Genomic DNA, 24,304 nt, shown 5'->3' with positions numbered 1-24,304 from the left:
CTTGGCTGATACTCTTATAGCAGAACGCATCTCCATAAGGGAGCTTACTCCCCGGGAAGAATATAATGGATTCCTTCAGACCCCTTTCTGGGCCTCTCAGAAAGGAAGTTTCGGATGGAAGGCCGAGGCTGTAAAATGGCAGCGGGGAGTAGAGAAGGGAACCCTTCTTATTCTAATCCGAACTCTCCCCGGCGGATTGGCTCTGGCCTATGTCCCCGGTGGACCCGATGCCGCTTCGGGAGCAGATAACAGGGAACAGTTTCTTGTGGAGCTCTCCCGGGAACTCAGAGGCATCCTGCCTCTGTTCTGTTTCTTTATCAGATATGATCTGCCCGAATTCTCCACTATTGATGAAGCAGCCCCTGCATATCCTGAGAGCCTCAAAAAAGCTCCTCTGGACATCCAGCCCCCTGATACTGTGGTTCTGGATCTCACCGGCGGCTATGACAGCCTCCTGCCGGATATGCATAAAAAGACACGGTATAATATACGCCTTGCTGAAAAGAAGGGCGTCACCGTAGAAAAAGCGGGCCGGAATAAGCTGAAAGACTGGTATGAACTCTATCGTATCACCTCCCAGCGGGATAAGATCGCCATCCATCCCTTCTTGTACTACGATCGTCTTTTTGAACTTCTTGAAGCAGAGAAGGGAAGAGAACTTATTCTCTATCTGGCCTATACAGAAGATGAGCTTCTTGCGGGGATAATCGTTCTTTTAAATGGAGCTGAAGCAGTCTATCTCTATGGTGCTTCATCCAATGAAAAACGTAACCTCATGCCGGCATATGCCCTGCAGTCCATTGCCATTCAGGATGCCTGTGCCGCCGGAGCAAAAGCCTATGATATGTTCGGCATTCCCCCCACTGACGACCCTGAACACCCCATGGCGGGACTCTACCGATTTAAAACAGGTTTCGGAGGCGAGGTCCGTCACAGACCCGGAGCCTGGGATTATCCCTACAGTCGCCTGCTCTATCTGCTGTATCAATGGCTTGAAAAGGCGAGGCACTATTATTATAAGGTCTGGAAGAAACGCTAGCCCTGCGGGTTTGCGGGTATAAAAAGATTTTTATCTTCCCATTTCAGTCTAATGACTGAACAGACGTTCGGAAGAGAATATCGGATCAGAAGTCAGGTTTATGCCCAGGTCTCTCAAACCTGCTTCATCTCCTGAAGGTGGAATGTGAGTAAGATGCATTTCACAGCCTTTCAGTTTCTTTAATTGTTTCACCGCAAGAAAAGCGCTGCTATTGGTGGATATGGATGCCGCCAACGCTATAAGAGTCTCTTCCAGGTCCAGAGTTATGGCATAGCTCCCTTTTATTTCTCTTTTCAGATCACTTATTGACTGAATAAGAACCGGAGAGATCAGATGGATCTTCCGGGGCAGTCCGGCTAGATTTTTTATGGCATTTAACACTACTGCCGAAGAAGCGTGAAGAAGGGGAGAGTTTTTACCTGTAATGATGGTTCCATCGGCTAATTCCAGGGCGGCGCCGCAGTAGGTGCCATTATTCCCTTTTTTTTCATCTTCCTGTGCCTCAAGGCCTGTTTGTCTGGCGTCTCCAACGACCCTTCGATCCTCCAGTGAGGCACCCACTTTCTGCATTATCAGTTCCGCCCGTTCTACTGTTTCCTTCTTTCCCAGCCCCTTCATATATTCGCATGAGTACCGAAGGGTTCGACGGATAATCTCCTGTTTTGCCGCCATGACAGCGGCCTCGTCATCCACAATGGCAAAACCGATTCGGTTTACACCCATATCAGTTGGAGATAGATAAAGAGAGCCTGCACCTGATATTTTTTCAAGAATTCGTTTGAGAAGGGGAAAAGCCTCAACATCGCGATTGTAATTGATGGCAATTTCACCATAGGCCTCAAGATGAAAGGGATCGATGAGATTTACATCCTTAAGGTCGGCTGTGGCAGATTCATAAGCCACATTAACCGGATGCTTCAGAGGCAGATTCCAGATGGGGAAACTTTCGAACTTAGAGTAACCAGACTTCAGCCCCTTCCGGTTTTCATGATAGAGCTGAGACAGACATGTGCCCAGTTTACCGCTGTTTGGTCCCGGACCGGTGATCACCACCAGGGGTTTTGTCGTTTCTATATAAGGATTGGCACCATACCCCTCATCACTGACAATGAGATCAATATCCATGGGATATCCCCTGGTGGCTCTATGGATGGTTACCTTTATTCCACGTCGCTTCAGACGGTTGATAAACAGTTTTACAGAAGGCTGATCTTCATAGCGCGTTACCACCACGGAGTTGAGTTCCAACCCCCAGTCCTGGGTAAGATTATCAATAAGCTTCATGGCGTCTGCATCGTAGGAAATCCCAAAATCCGCCCGGGTCTTCCGCCGTTCAATATCACCTGCATATATGCATAGAATAATTTCTGTCTGGTCTTTCAGTTTCTGTAGAAGCTTCATCTTCACATTGGGATCAAATCCGGGTAAAACTCTGGAGGCATGGTAATCAAAAATAAGCTTACCCCCGAATTCGAGGTAGAGTTTATTGTCAAATTTCTTCATCCGTTCCAAAATGGCTTCAGTCTGCTCCTCCAGATACTTTTCTGTATCAAAAGCTATTTTTTTGGGCATAAAATGATCCTCCGAGATTTCAAACTGTCACATATTGGGAGAACAAAAGGAGTCTGTATTCCCTTCAATTCCAATCTCGAGTCTACCACGATCCAGGGTGAGGGAAAACTGCAAATGAAATAAAAACATGGTGAAATATTGAGAAGGGGGAGTCTCCATCCCCATGTTGTTTTAATAATCCAGAATACATAGTAACCCCGATAAGATGTAATTTCTAATCTTATAAAAAATGTATTATAATATATATAAGATATTTAATCTGGAGAGTCAGGATATGAAGAAAATAGCATTAAGTATTGAAATCAATGGAACTAAAGAAGATGTCTGGAAAATTATTTGCGATATTGAGGGATCTGTAAACAATATAAAGGGCATTCAGAAAATTGAAATTCTGGAGAAACCCGAGAAGGGGTTTACCGGGTTGAAATGGAGAGAAACGAGAACCATGTTCGGTCAGACTGCGACAGAAGTAATGTGGATTACAAATTCTGAAGAGAATAATTTCTATACAACCAGGGCCGAAAGTCATGGAGCCGTGTACACTACCAGGTTTGATTTGAACCAGAAGGATGATGTATGTGAACTGACCATGACATTCGGTGCTGAACTTGTCAAATTCTTTACAAAAGTAATGACAGCCTTGACAGGTTGGATATTTGCCTCTGCTACAAAAAAATCCTTAATGGAAGATTTGACTGATATCAAAAACGCAGTTGAAGGCAATTGAATCCCATGAATAATCTTGGATATTCCATTGTGTCATTTAATATAGCGGCACAGGTTCTGACCTATTGGAAATAGGCTCTTTCTTCGATCAAATATAAAATAAGTTCTCTATGCCTTGATGATATGTATTATGATTATTGAATACGTCATTAAGGAGTTTTATCATGTCTGTAAAGCGCAAATCACCCGTCGGTTCTGATCTTGAAATCGCACAGTCAGCAAAAATTAAACCCATTCGTGAAATTGCTGAAAAATACGGCCTGCCCGGGGATAAACTTATTCCCTACGGTGATGATAAAGGAAAAATTAAACTTGATGCAATCAAGGAATTGAGCAAAAGACCGGCAGGCAAGTATATTGATGTTACAGCTATCACTCCGACTCCCCTGGGAGAAGGTAAAACAACTACAACAATAGGTCTGACAGAAGGTCTGGCTTATCTTGGACATAAGGCAATCTGTGCTATTCGTCAGCCCTCAATGGGTCCCACCTTTGGTATTAAAGGCGGAGCTGCCGGCGGCGGTTATTCTCAAATTGTCCCCATGGAAGAGTTTAACCTTCATATGACCGGTGATATACATGCGGTGACAGCCGCCCATAATCTGGGAGCTGCGGCAGTGGATGCCAGGATCTATCATGAAAGCCGCTGGGGCGATGCTTTTCTGGCTAAACAGGGCCTTGAGCGGATAAATCCGGATATTTATAACATACTATGGCGGCGTGTCGTTGATATCAATGACAGAACTCTGCGCAATATCATGGTAGGAATGGGAGCAAAGGGGGACGGGCCTCTCCGGCAGAGCGGTTTTGACATTACTGTGGCCAGCGAACTGATGGCCATTCTTTCCCTCTCCAAAGACCTGAAGGATATGAGACAGAGGATCGGCCGTGTGGTTATGGCCATGGATAAGAAGGGTAATCCTCTTACTTCTGAACACTTTGGTGTTGCCGGTGCCATGACAGTCCTGTTAAAGGATGCCCTCATGCCCAATCTGATGCAGACCATGGAAGAGCAGGCGGCTCTGGTCCATACAGGTCCCTTTGCCAATATCGCTCATGGAAACTCCTCTGTCATAGCCGATAAAATGGGAATCCGCATGGCTGACTATCTTGTAACAGAGTCCGGCTTCGGTTCAGATGTGGGAATGGAGAAATTCTTTCATATAAAATGCCGGAACAGCGGCATGAAGCCCAATACAGTAGTACTGGTAGCTACTGTAAGAGCTCTCAAGATGCATGGAGGCGGTCCCAAGGTTACTCCGGGCAAGCCCCTTGATCCAGTGTACAAGGAAAAGAATCCCGAGCTCCTGAGGGTAGGATGTGAAAACCTGAAAGCCCATATCAGAACGGCTGCAAAATTCGGTGTACCCGTTGTTGTGGCAATAAATGCATTCCCCACAGATGATCCTGAAGAGTGGAAACTGATCAGGGAGGAAGCACTGGCTGTTGGTGCCGATGATGCGGTTGTCTCAAAGCATTGGGAACTGGGTGGTGAAGGGGCTGCAGATCTTGCCAGAGCTGTTATCAAGTCTTGTGAAGCACCTGCACGTTTTCATCCTCTGTATGAGCTTAAGACCCCTGTAAAAGAGAAAATCGGAATACTTGCCAAAGAGGTCTACCATGCTGCCAGGGTGGAATACTCAGCCGAGGCTGACAGAAAGATTCAGACCTATACGGATATGGGTTATGGAGAGCTGCCTATATGTATGGCCAAGACTCAATATTCCCTATCCCATAATCCGGACTGGAAGAATGTTCCCCCTGCAGGTTATGTATTCCCCATCGAAGATATAAGACTCTCTGCTGGTGCGGGATTTCTCTATCCTCTGGCTGGAAATATCCTGACCATGCCTGGACTGGGAAGTAAGCCTGCCTTTATGGGGATAGATATTGATACTAAAACGGGTAGGGTAATAGGGCTTTTCTGACCAGAATCATAGGATCAGAATCAGTTCTTAACTTCTGTTCCCTCAGGCTGAACTGCTTCGTCCCACTTATGGCGGTGCAGTTCACCCTCAGTCTCCATACCTTTGAATTCATGCTGTTTCAGAGCCTCATAGGCTACTATGGCGACGGCGTTTGAAAGGTTCAGTGAGCGCATTTCCGGTTTCATTGGTATACGAATAGCCCTTTCAGGATGTTCCATAAGTATTTTTTCTGGAATTCCTGCAGACTCCTTACCGAATATCAGGTAGGAACCTGAAGGGTATTCAACTTCGGCATAGGTCTGCTGAGCCTTTGTAGTACAGTAGAAATAGGGACCCGCCGGATTCTGTTCAAAGAAATCTTCAAGACTGGCATAGACAAACAGGGAGAGCTTTGTCCAGTAATCCAGTCCTGCTCTGCGCACTGCTTTTTCATCCACCGAAAATCCAAGAGGTTCAATCAGATGGAGTGCAGCACCGCTGGCGGCACAGGTTCTGGCAATGTTTCCAGTATTCTGGGGTATTTCTGGTTCCAGTAAAACGATATTTAGACTCATTTATTCATCCTCTTAAAGTTTAAGTTCTATCTGCCGGGCACTACAGTCTCATAAAGAGCTGGAGGAGCTAAAACTGACTGACTTTTTGTATATTCAGAACAGACGGAATTGTACGTATGCTCTTGGCTATTTTTTTGTAATCATCTGAGTTGTTCATCTCTACTGTAAAAAAACCTTCCAGATCTCCACGATCTGTCTCATTGATACTTCCTGATATAAGGTGACCGCTATATTTCCGGATGGCTCCCTCAATTTCTGAGAAGAGATCTGCCACATAGCGGGCATTGACCTTGAATCTCTGGGTGGCTTTATCTGAGTAATTTTCCCACTCGACATCGATTTTACGCTCTTCAAAGTCATTGATACCCTTCAGGTTACCACAATCTTCTCTGTGAACTATGATTCCCCGGCCTCTTGAGATAAAACCGATAATTTTGTCACCGGGAGTGGGATTGCAGCAACCCGCCAGGTGGATCAGGATATTTCTTTCTTTATTGATACTTACTCCGACTTTGCTGCTGTCCATCATCTTATTCTGAATAGGTCTTTCCTCTCCACCAGCTTTAGGCTGGGGGGGGGGAGGTGTCGGAGTATGGGTCTTTTTGGCAACAATATGACGGTCGATAACAATATTGCTGTCATGTTTGTTCAGCCAGTTTCTAATCTTAGACTTGGCTCTGGTGGTTTTTACGAAACGGAGCCAGTTCAAATGAGGGTGTGCATTGGCTGAGGTCTGAATAGTTAGGGTCTGTGTATTTCTCAGTGCCTTGTTCAGTGGAATAATCTTATCATCAGCTTTGGCACTAAGACAGTGATCTCCGATATCCGTATGGATATGGTAGGCAAAGTCAATTGCAGTTGATCCTCTGGGCAGTTCGAAGGTATCTCCGTTTGGTGTAAACACAAAAATGGTGTCTGTTAAAACATCCTCTTTAAGGCTGTTCATAAAGTCACTTGAACCGTAGCCCTCACTGTTGATATCTCTAAGTTTCTTTAAAAGATTTGAATTGAAGCTGTCCAGTTCGGAAGATTTTTTACCCTCTTTATAGGCCCAGTGAGCCGCAACACCGTATTCGGCGGTATTATTCATATTGTCAGTTCTGATCTGTACCTCAAGAGGCTTTCCGGAGGAGGTCATTACGGTTGTATGCAGACTTCTGTAACCGTTTTCTTTGGGCATGGCTATATAGTCTTTGAATCGGCCTCGCAGAGGTTTATAGAGGTGATGTACCAGTCCCAGAAGGGTATAACACTGGGTTTGAGTCTTACACAGAATACGTATTCCCAGAAAGTCATATATTTCATGGAGCTCTTTACCCTTATTCTTCATCTTTAAATAGATGGAATAAAAATGTTTGGCTCTGGTTTTTATTTGGATTTGGATCTCTTCTTCAGCGGCTGCAGAAATAATATCGTCCTGAATCTGTTTAAGAAATTCGAAACGTTCCTCTTTCTTCTGACTGAGAAAGAATTTGATCTCCTTGTACACTTCGGGTTTGAGGAATCTTAAGGAGAGATCCTCCAACTCGGTTTTAATTGAGTAAATACCAAGTTTACCTGCCAGTGGAGCGTATATATCAAGACACTCACGGGCAATCCTCTTCTGTTTGTCTTCCCTCATATACTGGAGGGTGTTCATATTATGACGTTTATCTGCAAGTTTAATCAGAATTACACGGATATCCTTGTCCATGGCGAGAATCATCTTACGGATGGTTTCTCTTTCCTGTACCGACTTATTCTTTACGTTGACAATATTTATTTTTGTTACACCATTGACCAGATGCAGAACTTCCGGGCCGAAACGCTCTTTAATCTCCTGCCTGCTTACATCTGCATCTTCCAGAATATCATGAAGCAGCCCCGCAGTTACTGCGGTTGCATCCATCTGCAGATTCAGTAGAATCCTGGCCACATGTATAGGGTGGATTATATATGGTTCACCGCTGGCTCTTTTCTGCTGGGAATGGAGTTCCTGTGCCCAGCGGCAGGCCTTGAGAATCTGTGACTGCTCCTCTTCTGTAAAGTGACATAGCTCATCGGTGAATTCCTGGATCAGCCGTTCAACTTTGTCGGGTGTTATCAGGGTGGACATCGTCATGACCTGTTTCCCAGGATGACTCTCTCATCTCCGGCCAGATCACAGACTCTTTTTATCGAGGTGAATCTGTTTTCTTCAAGGAGTCTTTCCATGCTGTCCATCTGCCTGGGATCGGCTTCTATCATCAGCATACCTTCTACACTGAGGAGAGATGGAGCCTGTTCAATAATAATACGTATCAGATCGAGACCATCATTACCACCATCCAAAGCCAGAGAAGGTTCTTTCCATCTCTGATCCATCCGGTCAGTAGTTTCTTTTGTAGTAAGATAGGGTGGATTTGTTACAATCAGGTCTATGGGACCCTCAATGCCGTCAAAAAGTGATGTGAGTTTAAAACTGACTGATTCAGCCTGAAGTGATTTTCTGTTTTTATTAAAGACTTTTTCTGAGGTCTCAGAAATATCAGAGGCGCTGACCCTAAGCTCTCTATTTTCCAGAGCGAGGGTAAGGGCAATACAGCCGCTGCCCGTACAAAGATCATGCACTCTCTTATACTGATGTGATTCAATCTGCTGCAGGGCTTCTTCAATAAGAATCTCAGTATCCGGACGGGGACATAAAATCCCTGGCTCTACATAAAAATCACGGCCGTAAAATTCTTTATTTCCTGTAATATAGGCCACGGGAAATCCCTGGCTTCTTTTATCAATCAGTTTCATGAAATCGGAATAGACAGCCTGATCCAGAAAATCCGGATAAGAAGCAAGAAGCTTCTCTCTACGCCAGCCCAGCCTCTGTGCAAGAAGGAGACAGGCATCCAGCCAGGGAGATTCAGAGTCTTCCAGCCGCTGTGAGCCTGCGATCAGAGCTTCCCTTATGCTGATTTCATGAACAGCTGTCATTGTTCCTCTTTTTTAAGAGCCTCTTCCTGAGCACTCATCTTCAGGGCATTGAATGTTTCTGTGAAATCACCCTGCATCACCGCATCCAGTTTGTAGAGAGTCAGATTGATTCTATGGTCGGTTAGTCTGTTCTGGGGAAAGTTATAAGTTCTGATGCGCTCGGAGCGGTCACCTGAACCGATCTGACTTCGCCTGGCTTCCGATCTTGCGGCATTTTTCTTGGCAGCATCTGCTTCAAGAAGACGGGAGCGGAGAACTCTCATAGCTTTAGCCTTGTTCTTGATCTGAGACTTTTCATCCTGACATATAACAACAACTCCCGTGGGAAGGTATGTGATACGAACCGCAGAGTCAGTGGTATTTACACTCTGACCACCGGGACCGGATGAGCGGAATACATCGATCTTCAGATCTTCTGTCTTGATATTGATATCTGCTTCTTCCGCTTCAGGGAGAACGGCTACAGTAATAGCAGATGTATGAATTCTGCCCCCTGATTCGGTGGCGGGAACTCTCTGTACTCTGTGTACACCCGACTCATATCTAAGTTCGGCATAAACACTCTTTCCGCTGATGGAGCAGACAACTTCTTTGAAGCCCCCCAGTTCACTCTCGTTGGCTGACATTATCTCAACCTTCCAGTTTCTGGATTCGGCAAAGCGTGAGTAGGCTCTGAAAAGATCCGCTGCAAAGAGAGCCGCCTCGTCACCGCCTGTTCCGGCACGGAGCTCCATAATTATATTTTTACCGTCCAGAGGATCTTTGGGAACCATAAGGAGTGTAATCTTAGCTTTCATCTCTTCAACGTCTTTCTCAAGAGAAGCCACTTCTTCTTTAGCCATCTCTTTCATTTCCGGATCGCTCTCATCAGAAAGCATTTCACGGGCATCCGAGAGGCCGTTCAGCATCTCTTCATATTCCTTGCCAGCTTCCATTATTTCTGACAGATGGGTGTAGTCCTGCATTACGGTTTTATATTTTTTCTGATCCTTTACCAGGTCTGGATCTGAGATCAGTTTGGTCAATTCATTATATCGGCCTTTAAGGCCTTCCAGTTTTTTCAGCATATAGTCTTAACTCCTGACAGTGTAACCATCTTTTATATCAGATTTAGTCCTCAGTCGCAAGGTAGACGGACACCCTGTTTCTCCCCATTGCCTTGGCATTATAGAGGGCGATATCGGCTTTCTTAATAAGATCCTCAGGGCGAATATCCCCGTTGTATTCTGCAAGACCGATGCTGGTTGTCAAATGTACACCCTTAGGCCAGTCCTTATACTCTTCAACACTCTGGCGCATACGTTCAGCAACATCAAGACCCGCATTTTCTGGCAGATCATCCAGATAACAGATAAACTCTTCCCCTCCAAAACGGGCAAATACATCACTGGCACGGATCAGTTCACTGCATATTTCGGTTAGTTTTATAAGAACCTCATCACCCACATCATGACCCCAGTTGTCATTGACATCTTTAAAATGATCCAGATCAAGCATCAGAAGACAGAGGGTCTCATCACTATGACGTTCAAGCCGTGCAAATCTCTTTTTTACGGCCTCATTAAAATACAGGCGGTTCGGGATGGAAGTCAGAGGATCATGCCTGGCTTCATGAAAAGCCATCTCTCTTGAACGGATCAATCTGTTTTCAAGAAGTTTTGATTCGGTAATATCTTCTATGATAACAGAAATGCCCTTTATCTCCTTGCTACTGAGCATATTCTGCATCACAATTTGTGAAAAACAGTCACCTCCGTTATCTTCCTGATAACTGATAACAAGTTTTATGATCCTATCCGCATCCATTCTGCATACAGATTTCAGAGCCTGATTGATTTCCCATACATTATTATCCCCGAATATCTCCTTCAGATTTTCAGCACAAGTCAGTTCCGTAATACATTCTTTGATATTTCCCTCTGGATCACAGATCAGTATGGTTTCGTTGGCATTGCTAAGAAGCTTATAATTCCGATTACGCCTCTTTAAAAGAGTTGCCATGGATGTGAGCAGTATAATCACTAAAACTATGAAGACAGATCCCAGCAATAAGGGGAGTCTCATCTGTGGGGAGATAAAAAAGCGATCCCCTTCATGGGCAGAAAGATATTGAGTGGAGAGAAGCAAAAGAGGAAAAAAAGCTTTTTTTATAGTTCCCGGGGCAGAGTACATATATCCTCCGGATCAGATTCAGGGAAAAGTTTCCCTCATAATCTCAAAGCTGTTATCTTTACTGCTTACTGCAAGATATCTGACCTTACCCTTATCATTATAGATGATACTGGATTCACCTTCCCAGAATAGATTAAGAAAATCACCGGTAAGACAGGTTGTAATGCCATAGGGAACATCAGTTTTGACCAGTCTGGCAGGAAGAGCACGGGAAAATAGGGCTACCTGATCCTCCGTATATTCAACTCCGTTGGCTTTGATATCTATCCAGAGCTCACCATTATCATGAATGGATTCCCACTCTTTCAAAAAAGTATCCCGGCATATTGTCAGATTGATATGATGATTTTTTACTTCAAACCCTCCGGTTTTTCTGATATCACCGGAACTGAGTCCCACAATATCCACCTCAAAGTCTGTAAGAAAGAATTTGTTCTGTCTGTAGACAGCCTTGCCAGAAGGGGAGTAGACCACAGCCTGGTTCAAAAGATGATTTCCCTCATTGTTAAATCTGGAACCGCTGAGAATATACACATCATGCTCTTTTGCAAGATTTCCCCAGATAGTGTTCAGATATCTATCAGTAGGGGCCGCTTCCCTCATAAAGAGTTCTTTGATATTACGGATTTCAGGATTGGTCTGCTGAATGGAAAACCATACCTCTTCAAAAGGTCTGTCTGCTTCAAGATAGTTAAACCAGGGGATAAGAGAGGCGAACACTCCTATATACTCAGGAAAGATCACCAGATCGGCATCACCGTCCTTCATGGCTGCATCCATAGCCTTCTGCATGGCAGAGGTATAGGCCTCTTCGGACTGGACGATCTCCGCCGACATCTCAAACTGCACAATAACTACTTCCAGTTCATCACCGGGAGTCAGGGCAGAAAGATTCAAAGAGGAGAGTAATAATAAAAGGGAAATAAAAACCTTCCCCCTGTAGGAGGAAGGTCTCATGAATATCATATTCAATATCTTAGTCTAAGAGATTGTATTCGATGGCTTTATCAATTGTAAAAGCATCTCCGAATGTGGGTACAACACGGGTTTGAGATTTTACACTTTTGTTACCATTTTCAGCAATCTGTTCTCTGATAACAGTTTCTGCAAGTGTCTCTCCGCTTGTTCCGCCGCTGCTGCCGCCGAATATCCAATCAAGAATTTCGCCCCAGTCACTGTCTCCCCAGGAAGAAACTTTTCTGGATAGGGTATTTTCAAATGTAAGAGTTGAACTGCTTATTTTATCATTATCAGGGTTTTGCGCCTCGGTATAATACCTTACACCGAATATTTCTTTATTTTCTTTATAAAACCAACTAATATGTGTTTCAATTTTCTGGTAATAATAGACTTTAGAACCATATTCAATATTATCCGATGTTTCAGCAACAGGAGGAGTCCAACCTTCTGCAGGAATAATTAAGTCACCATCCAAAGGGAAGGGAGCATAATCTACTGATCCACCTGCAAATGCCGGTAAATCTGCTATCCACTCAGTCCGTACGCTTCCATCTTTGAAAACGACTTCCATTGTTTCTCTATTATAAAAATCAGTACTACCATCAGCATTCACAATCGGATCATCATTATCCCATAAATTAAGATCAGCTTCGTTTTTGACAAAGTATTCTTCAAGATAGTGATCAAATAGATCTTCTTTCTTTGGGTATTCAGTTCTGGAAGAGACAGAATAAACATCTGCTGTTCCTGTTTCTTTTACAGTTACATATGTTTTCTGTCCCCGTTCTGGGTAATTATTAATTTTTACTGGACTGTCTGCGATCCATTGAGCAAATGACATAGTTTCCCATGCTGCTTGATGGACAGGAGCTGTTGCTCTGGAAGCACCTACAGCGTCATCTTCTAGAGGAATTGCATCTCCGGCAATCATATAGTAACCGGCCAGAAGGTAGTCGGTTCCCACTGTGTCTTCCACTTCAGTAGAACATCCTGCAAAAAGCAATAATGCGGATAAGGTAATAAATATTAAACTTGTAAATTTGTTCATAAACACCTCCGTGTTTCAGTATTACATTTTTTAAATACAGTTCTTTCTATATAAAGAACTTACTTAATTATACATCTGAGAATGTGAAAAACACAAAAAATCCACTTTTTTATGCTTTTATTGATGATTTTCAGTGATTTTATTGACTTTTAGCCAAAAGTTTCTGGTGGGCTTCCTTGATTTCACGCAATCTGCCCTTGGTTATTGCTGTATAGATGATTCTATCCAGATTGTGCAGAGAGTAGGAAAGGAACAATGCCGCACTTATTGTACCCAGAATACAGCCTACAAGTGAGGATATTCCCGGTGTTATCAAATCTCCACTCTCTCCGAACCATGCCAGTGCGACATTTGTAAAGAAAAAGATAAGGCAGCTGATCAGTACAAATTTGTATTGCTCAATATAGAAAAGAAAATTTATCAGACAGACAAAGAGCCCCAGAACCATGATTCCAAGTGCTGTGGGGATGATGATTCTAAGCTGCTGGCTCATTGAAGGATCATTTACGGACCAGGTGAGGAAAAGCAGAGTGAAGATTGCCTGAATACCCAGTTGCTCCGTCACAATTTTTTTGTTGGCTCTGACCAGAATATGCTGATTGGCATGCATTTCGTGGTAGGGCTTATTGGACATACTGTCCAGAAACTTCTTAAGTGTCACGAAAAATTCAGTTTCTGAATAGATTACGAAAAAAACCATTCCCGGGATCATCATCAGGTTGGTGAGATAGACAATGATATCGTATTCAGGATACAGGCGCATGGATGTAAATTCTATGGACTCACCCCGTTTATACCAGTAGATAAACTTATCCACCCAGAGGGCTCCGTAGTATACGAATCCTGTGATAAACAGATAGTAATAGCGCCTTGCATATTTAAGAAAGTCACCCTTATTTGTTACTCGTTCCCATCCCATATCACCCCATAGATAAAAAAGAACTATAAGGAAAAGGATCACCTGACCAATAGCATAGGCCAGAAGGAGAGCTTCACTGCCCAGAAAGTGCATTGCCAGCTGCATTAGAAGGAGTGAGCTGGACATTCCCACAATATAGCCGAAGAGGAGCTGATTGAACCGCTTCATGGCACTGGCTGTCAGCATCAGTATCCAGATATGATTGATTGTTACAAAGAGAATGATAAATCCCGTCTTGTGAAGAATAGAGATTTCCTGAAAGAATACTGCAACCATAAAAAAGGCCAGAGGGATAAGAATAAGGCTTGACTTAAGCATATAGCTCAGTGTGTAGGCAAAGGCTTTGGGGTTTTCATTTCTGTAGAGATAATCCGAGAGAATCCTTGTAAATATATAGTGAAATCCTCCATTAATTACCAGGGTGGAGGAGTATATATAGACTGTTGAGGCTGTGAACAGGTTGCGGAAGTCTTCGGGTATCCCCATCACCGGCTGCTGAAATATCAGAATTGTCAGTATGGAGATCAGCCAGGGACCTGCAACGATCATTATCCCCGAAAGGGAAGCCTGGAATATTCCTCTGGCATTTCCAAGAGAGGCTACTTTCCTTAGTTCAAATCCTATTCCGGCCATAACTATTCTGTTATCTCCATATCTGCAAGTTCCCTGTACATGACCCTGTATCGTTTATGGAGATCTTTTTTATCATAAAAATTCAGTACTCTCTGGTAATTTTTGACTCTGAGTTTTTCTACCTCCGTTGGGTTATTATGCAGAAGCAATATACCCTCGGCCAGTTTACTTGCATCCTTGGAGGGGGCAAGAAATCGTTCATCAAAGTTGAGCAGTTCCGGAACATTTCCTACAATGGTGGAAACGGCGGGAACTCCTGCACAGTAGCCTTCCAGGAAAACCAGGGGCTGAGCTTCACGTACACTTGTCAGAAGCAGAACGTCCAGGAATTTGTAATAATCTCTTACATCCTGACGCCCTGTAAACTCAAATACATCCTGAAGCTTCAGGTTTTCAACCAGCAGTTTACAGTCTTCGTAGTAACCTTCATCTTCATCGGTGGGGCCTATGCAGTAAAAACGGGCTTCAGGAACCCTGTCTGCGACTATCTTGCAGGTTGAGATAAAGGTTTTAATATCTTTTATAGGAACAACCCGTCCTACCAGGCCAACATGAAATCCCTCTTTGGGTTCTCTGTCTATGGTAAAACGTTCAACATCTATTCCATTGGGGATAACCTCTGTCCTTTCTGCAGGGGCACCCAGCTCCAGCTGTTTCTGTCTGTTCTCTTCAAAGAGGGCCGTTATATGGTCGGCATGGCTGTAGCATATACGGCTGATCTTGTTGTAGACCTTAGTCCACATATCTCTCTGGTATCCCCGGACAATACTTGTCTTGCGGATCTCCATCTCTCTTTCTTTGTGGTAAAGGCCGTGTTCTGTTAAGAGAAAAGGCTTTTTATGACGCAGTCTTGCTGCCAGAGCCGCCAGTCCGGCAAATCCGGTTGATACGGCATGATAGATATCTGCTTCGGGGGCCTCTGCTCCCAGAATGCTGAAGAGCATGTCGTGTGATGACTTCCAGGCCCAGTAATAATCAGAAAAAGGGTAGAGAGGATTGTTTTTTCTGTTCCCGTTGGTGATCATTTTCCAGCCGAGTTTAGACTTAACCGCCAGATGGTATAGAAATCTCTTTTCCGGCATCATGCTGAACATTTTCTTCACATCGGGATCTTTGTGTTCCGCCATAATCTGATGAAACTTAAAAATTTCCTTCATCAGCCTGGCTCCTCTGCGGGGAGATTTGAACACAGTTCCTGCGGGTTCTCCGATAAGGATATCTCTGCTCTCAATTACATTGGGAGGCAGTTCATAGCGTAGGGGCTGATTTGCTTCAGGAGAGATGGTAAAGAGTTTGAAATCCAATTCAGGCAGATTCTTGATAAGGTCATGAACCCAGGCGGAGACTCCTCCCGTTATATAGGGATAGGAACCTTCAAGAACAATGCAAATGCAGATTCTTTTATCAGTGCTTTCAGTCATGGCTGCCCGACCAGAAATTCAGAACTTTCTGTTCTTCTTCACTTCGCTCAGAATCTTCTCTCATATCTTCCAGAATATTCTGTACTTTGGCCAGACTCTTTTTACTGTAGGCAATTTCAAGTCTTAGAAGACGGCTCTCCTTATGCTCAGGGAGTAATTGTTCCGCCTGGTCATAGAGTTTCAGATTAAGCAGAACCTTTATTAAAAGGATTCTGTTATCTGCATTTTCAATATCATCATTCTCCATACCTGTAAGCATCAGGTAGGCTTCTTTCATATAAAAATTACTCAAGGTACTTTCATCGGAGTTCAATAGTGCCATCTGATAATATATTTCCGCAGCCTTTGCCTTATCTGCAGCTTTATTCTTTTCTTTTATTTTATCTTTCAGATCCATAAGCTTGCTGTTGTAGTCTTTTTCAATTGCATTGAGACTTTCGGCGGCAAATAGAGCAATTTCCTTATCTTCATACCGTGATATTTCACTTAAGACCGTTTTAAGTATGAGATTTGTTTCAAGGTCTCTGTTCCTCTTGGATAAAAGCCACTCAATTTCATCCAGGTTATAGGGTTTTTTAAGTATGGGATTCAGAGCCGTGGATTTGTAAATAAATGCCTCTATGGGCAGTATGTCGGCTCTTGCCGCCTGCAGTGCAGCACTGGGAGTCCGGGGAATAAAGAGTGTGTGTAGTTTATGAATATAACTATATGAGTCCTGGCGGCTCATATCTTCTGAATCTCCAGAAGGAATTCTGCTCTTTTTATCAGATCATCGGGGTCCATTTTTTCACCCGTACCGCTCGAAGCATAGCCCAGGTTTACATCAGGAGATATCTTTTTGCCGTCCAGATCCCAGCTCTTTGAATTGATACTCTCAAGAGCCTCAAGACAGAAGAGTGAACATCCGTCAAAGTCCATATGAGGTACATACAGAGCCATTTTTGAATCATCCCTGTAATGGAACAGTTCAGGACTGTTGATCTGTTTATCCGCAAGACTCTTGGAAAGCTCAGCCTGGAGTTTAATAATCCTTTCAGTACCATATTCATCTATAAGTTCCGGATACTCCTGAAATTCTATTAAAATAAGGCTTGAGGAGTTGATTGTTCCTGATTCATCATAGCGATTCTTATCTAGAATACGGTACAGCTGAGTAAACTGGGGTAGACCTGTTATATCATGCTGCTCTTCTCCCATGAGCAGATTCTCAAAATCCAGAGCCTTTTTCAGGGCCGGCTGAGCCAGACTGATGATAATCTGTACCAGGTTTTCCGTATACTCACTGTATTTAATAAAGGGGAGGGACTCAATATTGACAACTCCCCATGTTTTATTATCAAGAACAACAGGAAAACACATGATGCTGTTCTTGCTGTTGAGTTGATTGAGATTGTCGTAATCCAGGGTCATTCTCATGGAAAAAAGCTGGTTATTTCTGAATACCCAACCTTCGATGGATTCCTTAAGATCCAGGATCGGCTGTTCGCCTTCCTGTTCATCACCTTTTCTCATTCTCAGACGGAGCTTGTTGAGAGACGGATCATAAACCCATAGTGAGAGTGCTTCTGCTTCAGTGAAATGAGTCAGAGTATCAAGAAGTTTGGAGATACTTAGATTGGTATCCAGACAATCTATCTCATGAATCCTGTCATAAAGGAGGTTGATGGCGTCTTTCTGACGTGTAACACGCTCTTCCAGTTCCTGAATAATATCCTGCTGGGCATGTGATATTTTGCTGAGCTGATTCCTTTCTTCTGAGTTCCGCCGGAATCTGCGCATGATTTTAGTCATTTTATATTCACGGAGTTTTCTTAAAGCTCCGCCCAGATAAATCAGTAGTATTCCCAGGCTTAATACATTGAATATTTGAAGCAGCTCGGGGATCTCATTAAATAAAAATATCTGCCCCCCGCAATACATCAGAAGAGATATACCCAGAGTCAGGAGCCCCGCAAGCCTTCCATGCCAAAAGGACATGAGGATAGACACGGTAATTATCAGCATTAAGCCTGAGCTAATTCCAAAATCAAGTATTGGAAATATAGACAAGCCGCCGATAATGATAGCTGTTATTAATGTTTCCGGCAGGAAATTTCGTTTCTTTAGGTGCATATTAGTAAGTAGATTATACTGTAAAATAATCAGGAGATAAAGTTGTTATGAAATTTCTTTGTTCTAAAAGCGGACTGTGTATCACTTTTATTACGTTTCTATATCTATTTCAGCCTCAGCTGGTCACTTCTCAGGAAGATCCCGGAACAGCCATAGAGGGAGCAGAAGATACGGGTGAAGTAGATTCAACGGCAGAAAAGAGGCCTGAGGATATCAAATTGACACCTGTTTATCCCAACAGTGAAGAGGGCCTGATATTCCTTGAAGGAGAATCGGCTGTCTCCACTAACTTCGCAACCTCTGCAGTTTATAACTACGGAGCTTCAGGTTATAAGTCTCTGCAGCTTATTCAACAGAATGCCCCCTATGGCGGTCAGGCTTATTTTGCTGAATATGCATTTTATGTTGAAGAAGAGGGAGATTATGCTTTCTGGTATGGAGGAACTCCTCCGGGACCTGAAGATACTGTCTTTCCATCATTTTCAAGTACATTCCGTTATGTTCTGGACGGCGCTGAAGCCGTACCTGTCTTCAGGGAAGATGTCGCCGTTGTTGAAGCCTACACCCCTTCCTATTACTGGATGGAAGTGGAGGAGCTGCATCTGACAAAGGGTGTGCACCGTATCAGATTTGAAGTACCCGATAAGCGCCGTTATGACGGACGTTATTACTTTTTTATAGATGCATTCTTTTTTCTCAGACAGGATCTGATGGAAGAGGAGCTGACCCTGGTTCCTGCGGTATTTCCTAAAAATAGAACCGACCGTTCCATTGATAATCCCTTTCAGTCAATCTCATATTATGAGAAGGCAATAAAGGAGGACCCTGGTAATAAAAATGCCTATATTATTTTATCCATGGTGTATTCCCTGCTTGGGGATTATATCAATTCAATTAAAAATCTCAACAAGGCGGTGAGTCTTGATCCTGAAGATCCCTATCCTCTGCTGCTTACAGCCAAGAACAGGATCTGGAACGGTGAAGTCACAGAAGGACTGACCGTATATAGACAGCTCCTGAACATTGCTCCCGATAATGCGGCTTACTGGGCAGAAGCCGGTAAGGTAGCCGCCTGGACAGGGAATTACAGAGAGTCAATCGAGTTTTTCACTCAGGGACTGGAACAGTTTCCAGATGATTTGAACCTTCAGGTCAACCTGGGGCTTACATACCTCTGGATGGCCCGGAGTGATGATGCGGATACTGTTTTCAAGGAAGCAGAAGAGAGTGCCGGTACTCATGACAAGGTCATGGATCTTGGGGGAATACACTCGGTCAACGGATATCCCCAGTATGCTGAGAATATCTATCTGAATGAGATAGAGTCTTCTCCCGAATATCTTGAAACCTATCTGGCCCTTGAAAGCTCATACAGGCAGATGGGAGATACAAAAAAAGCGGAACAGATAATAGCCCGAATTTATGAAACTTTTGAGGAAAGCCCTGAACTGAGCGAGTACATGAAGGTTCATGATGAAAAGATCAACATGAAAGACGGTATTCTGCAGGACTATATTGATGCTCTTGCAGAACAGCCTGACAATATTCCTCTGCGACAGCTCCTTTCTCAAACCTATTTCTGGAATGGCCTCAGGGAAGAAGCTGTAGACCATTCTCTGCGAATTCTTATCAACAAGCTCTATGTGAGTATGAAGGAATTTGACAGCAAGTCTATGGAACTTCTTTCACTTATGGACAGAATGTCACAGTTCCGGGAACAGTTTCAGCAGATCCAGGAAGCCTACCTGCTGGGCGGGAAAGAACTGACCCTGGCCAAATCCACATATGAAAAAGCCATTGCCGCACAGGAAAAGAAAGCTGATGATCCTCTTTTGATGGAAAAGGCCGATGCTGCAACCAAGGCCTATATTGATGCCTTTGATAATTACAGTACCTGGAGTTTCAGAATGATGGGCCTGGATTCTGATAAACAGGATCTAATGGAGGAGTTGTCTCTTATTCTTGATAAAGAAAAGGGAGATGAGGATATCTTCAGACAGCTTCTGGGTGAATCCGAGTGGAGCTGGGATAGATATTTTACTCAGAGTGAACTTCGACAGGTTCATAGGGATGAACCCTTCCTGGCTGGATATATTTTATCCAGGCTGGCTCTATTTTCAAGGAAGACAGGAGAAGCCGGACGCTATCTGGAGAGTAATCTTTTTAAAGATGATCCGGCAGCGAGCTACGGTCTTTTTGAGAGTTATCTCTGGAGCATGAATAAAGAGAAACGGGAGAGTATGTGGGAAGAGAAATCCGATGTACTCACTCTCTACCGTCAGCACCTCTTTGATATGGAGGCTGTTGCCTGGGCAAACCCTGAAAGTCAGGGTTATATGGTGCCCACTGCAGAAGAAAGCGATGCCTTAATTCAGGAAATGCAAGACCGTGTATCTACCTTGAGAAGTGAATCAGAAGAACTTACAGATTCTCTCGGTAGTATGTATAAGGCTCTGGATCAGCAACTGGTCCGTCAGATCTATTATTATGAACAGGATACTTATCTGCTCCGTTATTCTCTGGGGGAGTACTATCTTGATATGGAGCAGAATATCAAGGCTGTCAGACAGTTTGAACGTGTTCTGGCTATGGACCCCTGGAATATTTCGGCTAATTACAAGCTGGGAATCGTAAGCCAGAGGGCCGGTGACTGGTCACGGGCCATGGATCAGTACAAAAAAGTCTATTATCAGAATCCGGGCTATGAAAATGCTGCCTATTATTACAATCAGCTGGCCAGGCAGAATGCGGATTCCGTTTCTGTATCGGCCCAGAATATTACCGATACCACACGTATCAACTACAGGGGCATAGCCAATTACCAGACAAAAATAAATACATGGCTGGGATGGGGACTGACCTATAAGCTGGATATGGATCGTAAATACAAGGTGATCAATCCTATAGATGATCCTGATCTGAATTCACCCAGTGAGTTCAAGATGCACTCTTTTGAAATTGATGTACCCTTTACTATTTCAAACTGGAATCTGACTATCACTCCTATGGGTGGTTTTTATCTTGGTAATGCAAGCTACAGTGAGGGCGTGATCACCACTGACTGGCAGGATATCACTACACCTGGAGATCTGGCATCAGAGATTATTATAAAACCTCTGGCAGGGCTTTCAGCAAATTGGAAATGGAATTTCCTTGATACCTCAATGGGATATCGATATCAGCTTGAAAGGGAGTCCATGTTCCCCGATAAGAGCCTGACACGCAGTCATTTTATCAATCTGAATGCAGCTACTTATTTTCCACTTGAAAATTCCTATGATTGGGGGCCTGTTATTACAAGGACCTATGGACAGTTTGAATTTCTTAACAACACCAATTCCGATACGGATCGAAATGTGAAAGGACAGGTCATTCAGGAAGCGTCCTTAGGCGTGGTCGTTGCCCGGAAACCATTATTTCGTCTGACAGCCAATGGAATGTTTAACCTTGAAGACGGCAGCGAGTCGGATATTCAGGATTATTACCTGCCAAGCGGTGTCCTCGAGGCAAAGGGTGGTCTTAGAGCTACCTTGAACTTTCATAACGAAACCTATACAGAAAATATTGAATTGAGTCTTTACGGCGCAGCCGGGGGATACTGGGTCAATGTATGGGGAGAAGAGGAGATGGCTCAGTCTTTAAAGGCTGAAAGCTATTTTGGACTCTATTATGTGAAGGAGACAATGACTCTCTTCCTCAATGTGGGCGGTAGTTCTACTTTCAAGAATGCAAAGGATCTGAACTTCTGGGAATTCTCAGCTATGGTTGGAGCCAAGGTCAACGTTCCATCGCTTCTTACAAATTAGGAGCAACGGCATAATCTGTCCCTTTCTTCTGAAGCCTATACTGAAGTCTTTATACTGAAGATAAAAAATCCCCTGCAAAACAGGGGATTTTTTCCAGTCTGTATCTGATGATGGATAAATGAGTGGGACTTAAAGCCGGAAAAGGCTCTTGCACTCCTGAAAGAGGGGATCATTTTTCATATCGATCATGAACTTATCCTGAAAATAGCTCAGCTGTTCCAGTTTCAATCCTGAATATTTCAGATATGGATCAAGGTCTTTCTTTGTTTCATCTGAGAAACCGAATTCATGAAGCACCGAGGAGATATTATCCGCAATTGAAACAAGAACAATCAGTTCCTTGTGGGGTGACTGGATATTTACATTTCCGTGTTCACCCGCTGAATCAGCAAAAACTGCAGGGAAATTCCAGCTTTCCATAATTTTGCGTCCTACAGTTCTGTGACTGGCCCCAAAAATTTTCTCTTCAAGTTCACAGGTCTTGTCTTCATCCAGATTTATATATTCCATAATGTTGTCGTAACCGTTTTTTTGGGATTCATAAAGACTCATCTGTCCAATATCATGGAGCAGACCTGCCAGAAATGATTCTTCCCTTATCCGTGGATTACCGGAAATATCACAGAGCTTCTGGGCAATAAACGCTGTAATCAGAGAGTGTTGCCAGAAATACTTGTAAAAAGGAGATACAATTTTATTTGAAAACATATTGGATGCTGTCAGAAGCATAACAAGGCTTTTGATGGCCTTGAATCCCATCAGGGAAATAGCTGTCTGCAGGCGTGTAATCTGTTGTTGTCTTGCATAGAGTGCAGAGTTTGCAACCTTCAGTATTTTTGCAGTGAGACCTGGGTCCATACTGATAAGGCTTTCCAGCTCGGTGAAAGATACTTCATCAAGATCTTCAGCAAAAGTAAGTACTTTTGTTGCTACATCCGGCATGACCGGTATTGTTTTTAAAAACTTTTCATAATTTTCCATTAGTATTATAATCGTTCCATTTATATGATTGTATGACTATTATTATAGTAAATTAATTCGGAAAACAGCAAATAGAGGGGTTTTTTTATGAAAAAAGTGAAATGGGGAGTCCTCAGCACAGCAAATATCGGTCTGACGAAGGTTTTGCCAGCTATTAATAAATCTAAAAACGGTGAAGTTTATGCCATTGCTTCCCGTAATCTGGATAATGCAAATAAAGCAGCTTTAAAGCTGAATATTCCACAGACCTATGGATCTTATGAGGAGCTCCTCGCAGACCCTGAAGTTGAGGCCATATATAACCCCCTTCCCAATCACATGCATGTGGAATGGACCATAAAAGCCATGGAGGCGGGAAAGCATGTTCTTTGTGAAAAACCACTATCTCTGAAATCTGAAGAAATTCAGAAACTGATTGATCTCAGGGATGAAACAGGCCTGACCGTAAGTGAAGCCTTTATGGTCCGCTATCATCCACAATGGCTGAAAGCACGAAGCCTTGCTCAGGAAGGTCAGCTGGGTGAACTGCGTAATATTCAGGGCTTTTTCAGTTACTATAATGTGGATAAAAATAATATCAGAAACAGGAAGGATATCGGTGGTGGAGCTATGCTTGATATCGGATGCTATCCTGTTACAACATCCCGTTTTGTCTTCGGGGAGGAGCCTCTCCGGGTTGCTTCAATTCTTGAAAAAGATCCGGAAACAGGTATCGATCGGCTTTGTTCAGTCCTTATGCAGTTTCCCTCGGGACAGGCCTCATTTTCTGTCTCCACTCAACTGGTTCCCTATCAGATAATGCAGATTTTCGGAACAAAAGGGCGCCTGGAAGTAGAAATCCCCTTTAATGCACCCCCTGACAGATCCTGCCGTCTTTTTCTGAGTAAAGGTGAATTTTATCATGAAGATCATGAGCTGCTGGAATTCCCTGTCTGTGATCAGTACACTCTTCAGGCAGAATCCTTTGTCCGTACATTGAGAGGAGAGCAGGAAAATCATGTTCCTTTAGAGGATGCTGTACAGAATATAAAGATCCTGGAAGCCATTTTCAGAGCAGGGGAGAGTGGCTGCTGGGAAGATATCATATGACATAAAAAATTAAGTACTGTAAATTTTGTAAGTTAATCTTATATAGATAATTACCGAAATTATATGTAATTAAGCTATTATATAAAAATGTAATAAAAAATTCAGGAGAGTAAAATGGTAAAACATGTTGTTATGTGGACTTTAAAAGATAAGGATGATGCCCCAAAGCTGAAAGCCGCTATCGAAAACATGAAAGGGAAAGTTCCCTCTATGGTGGATGTTGAATGTGGAATCAATTATAATCTCAGTGATATTTCCTGTGATTTAGTTCTTATTTCAGTTCATAGATCAAAAGAGGATCTTGACGCCTATCAGGATGATTCTATTCATGGCGAAGTAAAGAAGATCGTCAAAGCGGCTGCTTCAGCAAGATATGTTGTAGATTTTGAATTTTAATT

At 43.3% G+C, this 24,304-nt stretch carries 19 protein-coding genes; 6 read left to right on the top strand and 13 right to left on the bottom strand.

The window, feature by feature from the left end:
* Nucleotide 1 precedes the first annotated feature (1 nt).
* Nucleotides 2-1,039: a peptidoglycan bridge formation glycyltransferase FemA/FemB family protein gene (locus DV872_RS12480; RefSeq protein WP_114630272.1), complete on the top strand. Its 1,038-nt coding sequence runs from the start codon at nt 2-4 to the stop codon at nt 1,037-1,039.
* A gap of 48 nt (nt 1,040-1,087) precedes the next feature.
* Here the strand turns inward: DV872_RS12480 and DV872_RS12475 are convergent, their stop codons facing one another.
* Nucleotides 1,088-2,611, bottom strand: a complete 1,524-nt coding sequence (locus DV872_RS12475) for a DUF1846 domain-containing protein (RefSeq protein WP_114630271.1) — start codon at nt 2,609-2,611, stop codon at nt 1,088-1,090.
* A 274-nt stretch (nt 2,612-2,885) separates the two neighbouring features.
* Here DV872_RS12475 and DV872_RS12470 point away from each other — a divergent pair, with 274 nt between their 5' ends.
* Both DV872_RS12470 and DV872_RS12465 read left to right on the top strand, forming a co-directional pair.
* The gene (locus DV872_RS12470) at nt 2,886-3,338 is read left to right on the top strand and encodes an SRPBCC family protein (protein WP_158546952.1); all 453 of its coding nucleotides are present in this window, start codon (nt 2,886-2,888) and stop codon (nt 3,336-3,338) included.
* A 163-nt stretch (nt 3,339-3,501) separates the two neighbouring features.
* The gene (locus DV872_RS12465) at nt 3,502-5,265 is read left to right on the top strand and encodes a formate--tetrahydrofolate ligase (protein ID WP_114630269.1); all 1,764 of its coding nucleotides are present in this window, start codon (nt 3,502-3,504) and stop codon (nt 5,263-5,265) included.
* A gap of 20 nt (nt 5,266-5,285) precedes the next feature.
* Here DV872_RS12465 and DV872_RS12460 read toward each other — a convergent pair whose 3' ends face one another.
* From DV872_RS12460 to DV872_RS12410, 11 genes are all read right to left on the bottom strand, one after another.
* Nucleotides 5,286-5,819: a tRNA (cytidine(34)-2'-O)-methyltransferase gene (locus tag DV872_RS12460; RefSeq protein WP_114630268.1), complete on the bottom strand. Its 534-nt coding sequence runs from the start codon at nt 5,817-5,819 to the stop codon at nt 5,286-5,288.
* Nucleotides 5,820-5,886: 67 nt separating this feature from the next.
* Nucleotides 5,887-7,920, bottom strand: a complete 2,034-nt coding sequence (locus tag DV872_RS12455) for a bifunctional (p)ppGpp synthetase/guanosine-3',5'-bis(diphosphate) 3'-pyrophosphohydrolase (RefSeq protein WP_230391546.1) — start codon at nt 7,918-7,920, stop codon at nt 5,887-5,889.
* Complete coding sequence (gene prmC / locus DV872_RS12450; protein ID WP_114630266.1) at nt 7,917-8,765, bottom strand: peptide chain release factor N(5)-glutamine methyltransferase; 849 nt, start codon at nt 8,763-8,765, stop codon at nt 7,917-7,919. Before prmC ends, DV872_RS12455 begins: the two co-directional genes overlap by 4 nt.
* Entirely contained in the window at nt 8,762-9,832 is a 1,071-nt protein-coding gene (prfA, locus tag DV872_RS12445; protein ID WP_114630265.1) for a peptide chain release factor 1, read from the bottom strand. Before prfA ends, prmC begins: the two co-directional genes overlap by 4 nt.
* A 43-nt stretch (nt 9,833-9,875) precedes the next feature.
* Nucleotides 9,876-10,937: a GGDEF domain-containing protein gene (locus DV872_RS12440; protein ID WP_114630264.1), complete on the bottom strand. Its 1,062-nt coding sequence runs from the start codon at nt 10,935-10,937 to the stop codon at nt 9,876-9,878.
* An 18-nt stretch (nt 10,938-10,955) separates the two neighbouring features.
* The gene (locus tag DV872_RS12435; protein WP_114630263.1) at nt 10,956-11,903 is read right to left on the bottom strand and encodes a nitrilase-related carbon-nitrogen hydrolase; all 948 of its coding nucleotides are present in this window, start codon (nt 11,901-11,903) and stop codon (nt 10,956-10,958) included.
* Between the two features lie 10 nt (nt 11,904-11,913).
* Nucleotides 11,914-12,945 carry a hypothetical protein gene (locus DV872_RS12430; RefSeq protein WP_114630262.1) on the bottom strand — a complete coding sequence of 344 codons (1,032 nt, stop codon included), beginning with the start codon at nt 12,943-12,945 and terminating at the stop codon, nt 11,914-11,916.
* A gap of 139 nt (nt 12,946-13,084) precedes the next feature.
* Complete coding sequence (gene pelG / locus DV872_RS12425) at nt 13,085-14,497, bottom strand: exopolysaccharide Pel transporter PelG (protein WP_114630261.1); 1,413 nt, start codon at nt 14,495-14,497, stop codon at nt 13,085-13,087.
* 2 nt (nt 14,498-14,499) lie between these two features.
* A complete protein-coding gene (gene pelF, locus DV872_RS12420) occupies nt 14,500-15,918 on the bottom strand; it encodes a GT4 family glycosyltransferase PelF (RefSeq protein WP_114630260.1) in 1,419 nt (472 codons plus the stop codon).
* Nucleotides 15,911-16,645 carry a hypothetical protein gene (locus tag DV872_RS12415; protein ID WP_114630259.1) on the bottom strand — a complete coding sequence of 245 codons (735 nt, stop codon included), beginning with the start codon at nt 16,643-16,645 and terminating at the stop codon, nt 15,911-15,913. Before DV872_RS12415 ends, pelF begins: the two co-directional genes overlap by 8 nt.
* The gene (locus tag DV872_RS12410; RefSeq protein ID WP_147283162.1) at nt 16,642-17,895 is read right to left on the bottom strand and encodes a GAF domain-containing protein; all 1,254 of its coding nucleotides are present in this window, start codon (nt 17,893-17,895) and stop codon (nt 16,642-16,644) included. Before DV872_RS12410 ends, DV872_RS12415 begins: the two co-directional genes overlap by 4 nt.
* 182 nt (nt 17,896-18,077) lie before the next feature.
* Here DV872_RS12410 and DV872_RS12405 point away from each other — a divergent pair, with 182 nt between their 5' ends.
* Nucleotides 18,078-21,836: a tetratricopeptide repeat protein gene (locus DV872_RS12405; protein ID WP_114630257.1), complete on the top strand. Its 3,759-nt coding sequence runs from the start codon at nt 18,078-18,080 to the stop codon at nt 21,834-21,836.
* Nucleotides 21,837-21,965: 129 nt separating this feature from the next.
* Here the strand turns inward: DV872_RS12405 and DV872_RS12400 are convergent, their stop codons facing one another.
* Entirely contained in the window at nt 21,966-22,817 is an 852-nt protein-coding gene (locus tag DV872_RS12400; protein ID WP_114630256.1) for an HDOD domain-containing protein, read from the bottom strand.
* A gap of 87 nt (nt 22,818-22,904) precedes the next feature.
* Between DV872_RS12400 and DV872_RS12395 the strand changes: the two genes are divergently transcribed.
* Together DV872_RS12395 and DV872_RS12390 are read left to right on the top strand one after the other, a co-directional pair.
* Complete coding sequence (locus DV872_RS12395) at nt 22,905-23,906, top strand: Gfo/Idh/MocA family protein (protein WP_114630255.1); 1,002 nt, start codon at nt 22,905-22,907, stop codon at nt 23,904-23,906.
* Nucleotides 23,907-24,020: 114 nt separating this feature from the next.
* On the top strand, nt 24,021-24,302 hold the full coding sequence (locus tag DV872_RS12390; protein WP_114630254.1) for a Dabb family protein: 282 nt from the start codon (nt 24,021-24,023) through the stop codon (nt 24,300-24,302).
* Nucleotides 24,303-24,304: the final 2 nt, after the last annotated feature.

It is taken from the genome of Oceanispirochaeta sp. M1 (assembly GCF_003346715.1).
Classification (GTDB): Bacteria; Spirochaetota; Spirochaetia; order DSM-2461; family DSM-2461; genus Oceanispirochaeta.
The sequence above is the reverse complement of the archived record's forward strand: the minus strand, read 5'-3'. Positions and strand labels throughout refer to the sequence as shown.

Coding starts and splice junctions, on each gene's coding strand:
- pelF (WP_114630260.1), bottom strand. CDS start 15,918: ATGACTGAAAGCACTGATAAAAGAATCTGCATTTGCATTGTTCTTGAA.
- DV872_RS12440 (WP_114630264.1), bottom strand. CDS start 10,937: ATGTACTCTGCCCCGGGAACTATAAAAAAAGCTTTTTTTCCTCTTTTG.
- DV872_RS12400 (WP_114630256.1), bottom strand. CDS start 22,817: ATGGAAAATTATGAAAAGTTTTTAAAAACAATACCGGTCATGCCGGAT.
- DV872_RS12415 (WP_114630259.1), bottom strand. CDS start 16,645: ATGAGCCGCCAGGACTCATATAGTTATATTCATAAACTACACACACTC.
- DV872_RS12395 (WP_114630255.1), top strand. CDS start 22,905: ATGAAAAAAGTGAAATGGGGAGTCCTCAGCACAGCAAATATCGGTCTG.
- pelG (WP_114630261.1), bottom strand. CDS start 14,497: ATGGCCGGAATAGGATTTGAACTAAGGAAAGTAGCCTCTCTTGGAAAT.
- DV872_RS12470 (WP_158546952.1), top strand. CDS start 2,886: ATGAAGAAAATAGCATTAAGTATTGAAATCAATGGAACTAAAGAAGAT.
- DV872_RS12410 (WP_147283162.1), bottom strand. CDS start 17,895: ATGTCCTTTTGGCATGGAAGGCTTGCGGGGCTCCTGACTCTGGGTATA.
- prmC (WP_114630266.1), bottom strand. CDS start 8,765: ATGACAGCTGTTCATGAAATCAGCATAAGGGAAGCTCTGATCGCAGGC.
- prfA (WP_114630265.1), bottom strand. CDS start 9,832: ATGCTGAAAAAACTGGAAGGCCTTAAAGGCCGATATAATGAATTGACC.
- DV872_RS12475 (WP_114630271.1), bottom strand. CDS start 2,611: ATGCCCAAAAAAATAGCTTTTGATACAGAAAAGTATCTGGAGGAGCAG.
- DV872_RS12390 (WP_114630254.1), top strand. CDS start 24,021: ATGGTAAAACATGTTGTTATGTGGACTTTAAAAGATAAGGATGATGCC.
- DV872_RS12455 (WP_230391546.1), bottom strand. CDS start 7,920: ATGACGATGTCCACCCTGATAACACCCGACAAAGTTGAACGGCTGATC.
- DV872_RS12465 (WP_114630269.1), top strand. CDS start 3,502: ATGTCTGTAAAGCGCAAATCACCCGTCGGTTCTGATCTTGAAATCGCA.
- DV872_RS12430 (WP_114630262.1), bottom strand. CDS start 12,945: ATGAACAAATTTACAAGTTTAATATTTATTACCTTATCCGCATTATTG.
- DV872_RS12435 (WP_114630263.1), bottom strand. CDS start 11,903: ATGATATTCATGAGACCTTCCTCCTACAGGGGGAAGGTTTTTATTTCC.
- DV872_RS12460 (WP_114630268.1), bottom strand. CDS start 5,819: ATGAGTCTAAATATCGTTTTACTGGAACCAGAAATACCCCAGAATACT.
- DV872_RS12405 (WP_114630257.1), top strand. CDS start 18,078: ATGAAATTTCTTTGTTCTAAAAGCGGACTGTGTATCACTTTTATTACG.